The organism is Citrobacter sp. S-77 (assembly GCF_963864895.1).
In the GTDB taxonomy this organism is placed as follows: domain Bacteria; phylum Pseudomonadota; class Gammaproteobacteria; order Enterobacterales; family Enterobacteriaceae; genus Citrobacter; species Citrobacter murliniae.
The window spans coordinates 4,853,711-4,859,858 of record NZ_CAWLWU010000002.1; the positions used below are offsets into that span (position 1 = coordinate 4,853,711).

The following is a 6,148-nucleotide window of genomic DNA, read 5'->3' on the forward strand; positions in this document are numbered from 1 at the left end:
GATGACTACCCAGGCTGTTTCTGGTCGCCGTTATTTCACCAAAGCATGGCTTCTGGAGCAAAAGTCGCTCATCGCTCTGTTGGTGCTGATCGCGATTGTTTCCACTATGAGTCCCAACTTTTTTACCGTAAATAACCTGTTTAACATTCTCCAGCAAACGTCAGTTAACGCCATTATGGCTGTTGGCATGACGTTGGTGATCTTGACGTCGGGTATCGATCTGTCAGTCGGTTCCCTGCTGGCGCTTACCGGTGCGGTTGCTGCTTCCATTGTCGGGATTGAGGTTAACGCGCTGGTGGCTGTTGCGGCTGCTCTGGCGTTAGGTGCTGCTATTGGTGCGGTGACCGGAGTGATTGTCGCGAAAGGCCGCGTACAGGCGTTCATCGCTACGTTGGTGATGATGTTGCTGCTGCGCGGTGTGACCATGGTGTATACCAACGGTAGCCCCGTTAATACCGGATTTACCGATAATGCCGATGTCTTCGGTTGGTTTGGTATTGGCCGTCCTCTGGGGATCCCAACGCCAGTGTGGATTATGGGGATTGTCTTCCTCGCTGCGTGGTACATGCTTCATCATACTCGCCTTGGTCGCTATATCTATGCGCTGGGCGGTAACGAAGCGGCGACGCGCCTGTCAGGCATCAGCGTCAGTAAAATCAAAATTATTGTTTATTCACTTTGTGGGCTGCTGGCATCGCTGGCGGGCATCATCGAAGTTGCGCGTCTTTCATCTGCTCAACCAACGGCAGGAACTGGTTATGAGCTGGATGCTATCGCCGCGGTCGTATTAGGCGGTACCAGCCTGGCTGGCGGTAAAGGACGCATTGTTGGGACGCTGATCGGCGCATTAATTCTTGGCTTCCTCAATAATGGTTTGAATTTGTTAGGTGTTTCCTCCTATTACCAGATGATCGTCAAAGCTGTGGTGATTTTGCTGGCGGTACTGGTAGACAACAAAAAGCAGTAATAACGACTACAGGACATCTTAAATATGAACATGAAAAAACTGGCTACCCTGGTTTCTGCTGTCGCGCTGAGCGCCACTGTGAGTACGAATGCGATGGCAAAAGATACCATTGCGCTGGTGGTCTCCACGCTCAACAACCCGTTCTTTGTCTCTCTGAAGGATGGGGCGCAAAAAGAAGCGGATAAACTGGGCTACAACCTGGTGATTCTGGATTCGCAGAATAACCCGGCGAAAGAGCTGGCGAACGTTCAGGATTTAACAGTTCGCGGTACTAAAATTCTGCTTATTAACCCGACTGACTCCGATGCCGTCGGTAACGCCGTGAAGATGGCTAACCAGGCGAAAATCCCGGTAATTACCCTGGATCGCGTAGCGTCTAAAGGTGAGGTTGTGAGCCACATTGCGTCAGACAACGTGCTGGGCGGTAAAATTGCTGGCGATTACATCGCGAAAAAAGCGGGTGAAGGCGCGAAAGTTATTGAACTGCAGGGTATTGCCGGAACTTCTGCGGCCCGTGAGCGTGGCGAAGGTTTCCAGCAGGCCGTTGCGGCACACAAATTTAATGTACTGGCCAGCCAGCCGGCAGACTTCGACCGTACCAAAGGTCTGAACGTTATGCAGAACCTGCTGACTGCTCACCCTGATGTGCAGGCTGTATTTGCCCAGAACGATGAAATGGCACTTGGCGCGCTGCGTGCACTGCAAACTGCCGGTAAATCTGATGTGATGGTGGTTGGATTTGACGGCACGCCAGATGGCGAAAAAGCGGTAAATGATGGCAAACTGGCTGCGACTATCGCTCAGTTACCGGATCAGATTGGCGCGAAAGGCGTTGAAACTGCGGATAAAGTACTGAAAGGCGAGAAAGTTCAGGCTAAATATCCGGTTGACCTGAAGCTGGTCATCAAGCAGTAATAGCGATTCAGGTCGCTCGCGGCCTGATGGCGACATAAATACGCCATCCTCATCAATTTGAAGATGAAAGCGTAAAAAGAAAAGCAGGGCACGCGCCACCCTAACCCGGTGGCGCACTTTGACTTGGAATTCCGAACATGAAAACCGCAGGCAACCTCGTTGTTCTTGGCAGTATTAATGCCGATCACATCCTTAACCTTAAATCCTTCCCCACTCCTGGTGAAACCGTAACCGGTAGCCATTATCAGGTGGCATTTGGTGGAAAAGGCGCGAATCAGGCAGTTGCTGCGGGTCGTAGTGGCGCGAATATCGCGTTTATTGCCTGTACAGGTGACGACGATATTGGTGAAAGTGTTCGCAAGCAATTAGCCAGTGATAACATCGATATTGCTCCCATTAGCGTGATTCAGGGTGAATCGACCGGCGTGGCGCTGATTTTTGTTAATGGTGAAGGTGAGAACGTCATCGGTATTCATGCCGGAGCGAATGCTGCGCTTTCGCCTGCGCTGGTGGAAGCTCAGCGTGATCGCATTGCCCAGGCATCAGCACTACTGATGCAATTAGAGTCGCCGATCGAAAGCGTGCTGACCGCAGCAAAGATTGCGCATCAAAACAATACGACGGTAGCGCTTAACCCGGCTCCGGCGCGTGAACTTTCTGACGAGCTGCTGGCGCTGGTGGACATCATTACCCCAAATGAAACCGAGGCTGAAAAGCTGACAGGGATCCGTGTAGAAAATGATGATGATGCGGCTAAAGCAGCGCAGGCGTTGCATGCAAAGGGTATTCACACCGTACTGATTACCTTAGGTAGTCGTGGTGTATGGGCCAGCGTGAACGGTAAAGGTTGTCGAGTTCCCGGTTTCAAAGTGGATGCCGTAGATACCATCGCGGCCGGAGACACTTTTAACGGCGCGTTAATCACAGCCTTACTGGAAGAGACTCCGTTGCCAGAAGCGATTCGCTTTGCGCATGCGGCTGCGGCGATTGCGGTAACGCGTAAAGGCGCACAGCCTTCCGTTCCGTGGCGCGAAGAAATAGAGGCGTTTTTACAGCAGAGGTAACGCTTGGCTACAATGAAGGACGTTGCCCGCCTTGCGGGCGTTTCCACGTCGACGGTTTCTCACGTCATCAATAAAGATCGCTTTGTCAGTGAGGCTATCACCGATAAAGTTGACGCTGCGATTAAAGAGCTTAACTACGCGCCTTCCGCGCTGGCGCGTAGCCTCAAGTTAAATCAGACCCACACCATAGGCATGTTAATCACTGCCAGTACCAATCCCTTTTATTCTGAACTGGTTCGCGGTGTTGAACGCAGCTGTTTTGAGCGGGGCTACAGTCTGGTGTTGTGCAATACCGAAGGTGATGAACAGCGTATGAATCGTAATCTGGAAACGTTGATGCAAAAGCGGGTGGACGGTTTACTGCTGCTCTGCACGGAAACACATCAGCCATCCAGAGAGATCATGCAGCGTTATCCTTCTATTCCTACTGTGATGATGGACTGGTCCCCCTTTGATGGTGAAAGTGACCTGATTCAGGATAATTCCTTGTTGGGCGGGGATTTAGCCACGCAGCATCTTATCGAAAAAGGGTTTACACGCATTGCCTGTATTACCGGACCTCTGGATAAAACACCGGCGCGTTTGCGCCTGGAAGGGTATCGGGCAGCAATGCAGCGGGCAGGATTAGCTATCCCGGAAGGTTATGAGATTACCGGCGATTTCGAGTTTGGCGGTGGATTTTCAGCCATGCAAACGCTGCTGTCGCATAAACAACGACCGCAGGCCGTTTTCACGGGAAATGATGCGATGGCAGTCGGTGCGTATCAGGCTCTGTATCAATCAGGATTGCGTATCCCGCAGGATATGGCGGTGGTGGGTTATGATGATATTGAGCTGGCTCGCTATATGACGCCGCCGCTTACGACGATTCATCAACCTAAAGATGAATTGGGCGAACTAGCCATAGATGTGTTGATCCACCGTATGGCACAGCCCGCATTGCAGCAACAGCGATTGCAGCTTACTCCTGTTCTGATGGCGCGGGGCTCGGCTTAGGCTTATGCCGGTCTTTGATTAAATTGCGACCATCTTTGGCTTTTAGCAGCATAAACATCAGCGCCGAAACCACAGTGATAGCGCCCATGGTAATAAAGGTATAGTGGAACTGTTCGACCGTATTGGTTCCTTCAATGCCTTCATATATACGCAGCACGGCGGCGCTGATTGCCACTCCTAAACTGATCGACAACTGCTGAGTGACGGCTAACACGCTGTTTCCGCTACTGGCATTATCATCGGTCAGGTCCGCGAGGGTAATCGTATTCATCGAGGTAAACTGGGTGGACATCGCCATGCCTAAAATGAACAATGGCAGGATCAGCATCCATACTGGCATTGCTGGGGATTGCAATGAGAACTGTGCAATCATCAGGCCGATAAACACCGTAATGCCGACCAGTGTAGTTCTGTAGCCAAGGCGACGCAGTACCTGCGTCACCATCGATTTAGCCAGAATTGATCCCAGCGCCGTCGGCGCCATCATGCAACCGGCAATCAGCGCCGGATAACCAAATCCTACCTGCAACATCAGCGGCATTAAGAAGGGAACGCATCCTGTACCCAGACGAGTCGCCAGGTTTCCCGCGATACCGACGGAAAAGGTTCGCGTCTTAAAGATTGGCAGCGATATTAGAGGTGTCGGATGACGGCGCGCGTGGCGAATGTAGGCGAGCAGTAACAAAATGCTGCCGAGAATAATACTTAGGGCAATCCAGCTGGCGACCAGCTTCTCACCGAACAGCTCAACGCCGCTGGAAAACAGCACCAGACTCAGGCCAAAGAGAAGGAAACCGGTCATATCAAAACCGCGGCGCGGCGTGGTGAAGTTAGGCATATATTTGCGGGCATAAAAGATACCTGCTATGCCAATGGGAATATTAATCAGGAAGATCCAGTGCCAGCTGGCCCACGTGACCAGCACGCCACCCAGTACTGGACCTAAAATCGGCCCCACAAGTCCAGGCATGGTCACGAAGTTAAGGACGGGAAGAAGTTCACTACGTGGATAGGCACGAAGCAGTGCCAGGCGGGCAACAGGCATCATCATTGCGCCACCAATGCCTTGTATAACACGAAATATCACCAGTTCGGTTAATGAACCAGATAGCGCACAGGCAAGTGAACCCAGGGTAAAGAGACTAACGGCGATCATAAATACGCGCCGGGTGCCGAAGCGGTCTGCCAGCCATCCACTCACTGGGATCAACATCGCAACAGTCAGGGTATAACTGATAATGGCAGACTGCATGGCAAGTGGGGAGCGGTTCAGGCTTTGTGCTATTGCGGGTAAGGCGGTATTGAGGATGGTGGCGTCTAATGCCTGCATAAAAAAGGCCATGGCTGCTATCCATGGCAACCCGGCCATACTGCGCGATTTCTTTTCTGCCATAGATTATTTATCCGGGAGTTCGTTCGGCGCTATCAGTAATGCCTGACAGGCAGTGAAGGCGCGATCGCCATCACTATCCTCTATTGCATCGACAATGGCCTGATGCAAATCCAGCTTTACCACATCGTTATAGGTAATAGAGGTAAAATAGGTCTGGTAGACAGAATGGAACAACGATGCAAAGGATATCAGGAATGGATTCGCACTCATCTCATAGATGTGCTCATGCCAGGCGATATCAACTTCAATCCAGCGTTCACGCTTAAAGTTTCTTTTCAGCTCGACCATCTCTTCCATTAATGTATTCAGATGTGCCTTCTGTTCTGCCGTACCTATGGTTGCAGCTAGTAAACAGGCCTGGGGCTCCAGGCTAATGCGCATCACCAGAAAATGTTTGATGACCTGAGGGAAATTATCTTCCGTCATCCACCAGGTAAGCAGCTCCTGGTCGAGGAAATTCCAGTTTGCCTGCGGCATCACTCGTGTGCCAATCCGGGGGCGTGGTAATACCATACCTTTTGCCGTTAATGTTTTTACCGCTTCTCTTACCGCCGTGCGACTCACGCCAAACTGGTCACCCAGCTCAATTTCGCCTGGTAGGATTGCACCAGGTGCGTACTGACCTTTTAATATTCGTTGAGCCAGCTTTTCAGCCAGAACATAGGAAAGGTTCTTCTGTGCAGCTAACTGTTGGGCATTTAAAGGCATGAATGTTCTTCCTTAAGTCTTTCTCTTATTCATTAGTATGCCATCAGGAAGTGTGATTGCGGTTGCAAAAACGGCAAATTGCTTATTTTATGGCATGTTAATGAC

Annotated in this window: 6 protein-coding genes; 4 read left to right on the forward strand and 2 right to left on the reverse strand. The window is 51.1% G+C overall.

Features of this window, described 5'->3' with window-relative positions; genetic code table 11:
• The first annotated feature begins 1 nt into the window (after position 1).
• From rbsC to rbsR, 4 genes are all read left to right on the forward strand, one after another.
• Positions 2–967 (forward strand): ribose ABC transporter permease, encoded by a 966-nt coding sequence (gene rbsC, locus AACS05_RS23695; protein WP_045449027.1) that lies wholly within the window; start codon positions 2–4, stop codon positions 965–967.
• A 24-nt stretch (positions 968–991) separates the two neighbouring features.
• Positions 992–1,882, forward strand: coding sequence for a ribose ABC transporter substrate-binding protein RbsB (gene rbsB, locus AACS05_RS23700; protein WP_045449029.1), 891 nt, complete (start codon positions 992–994; stop codon positions 1,880–1,882).
• A 137-nt stretch (positions 1,883–2,019) separates the two neighbouring features.
• Entirely contained in the window at positions 2,020–2,946 is a 927-nt protein-coding gene (gene rbsK / locus AACS05_RS23705; protein WP_045449031.1) for a ribokinase, read from the forward strand.
• A 3-nt stretch (positions 2,947–2,949) separates the two neighbouring features.
• Positions 2,950–3,942: a ribose operon transcriptional repressor RbsR gene (gene rbsR, locus AACS05_RS23710; protein ID WP_136345351.1), complete on the forward strand. Its 993-nt coding sequence runs from the start codon at positions 2,950–2,952 to the stop codon at positions 3,940–3,942.
• On the opposite strand, the gene mdtD is transcribed toward rbsR, so the two are convergent.
• Both mdtD and AACS05_RS23720 read right to left on the reverse strand, forming a co-directional pair.
• Positions 3,908–5,335 (reverse strand): multidrug transporter subunit MdtD, encoded by a 1,428-nt coding sequence (mdtD, locus tag AACS05_RS23715; protein WP_045449036.1) that lies wholly within the window; start codon positions 5,333–5,335, stop codon positions 3,908–3,910. The two genes, rbsR and mdtD, sit on opposite strands and share 35 nt — an antisense overlap.
• Before the next feature lie 3 nt (positions 5,336–5,338).
• Positions 5,339–6,043 carry a FadR/GntR family transcriptional regulator gene (locus AACS05_RS23720; protein WP_045449039.1) on the reverse strand — a complete coding sequence of 235 codons (705 nt, stop codon included), beginning with the start codon at positions 6,041–6,043 and terminating at the stop codon, positions 5,339–5,341.
• Positions 6,044–6,148 lie beyond the last annotated feature (105 nt).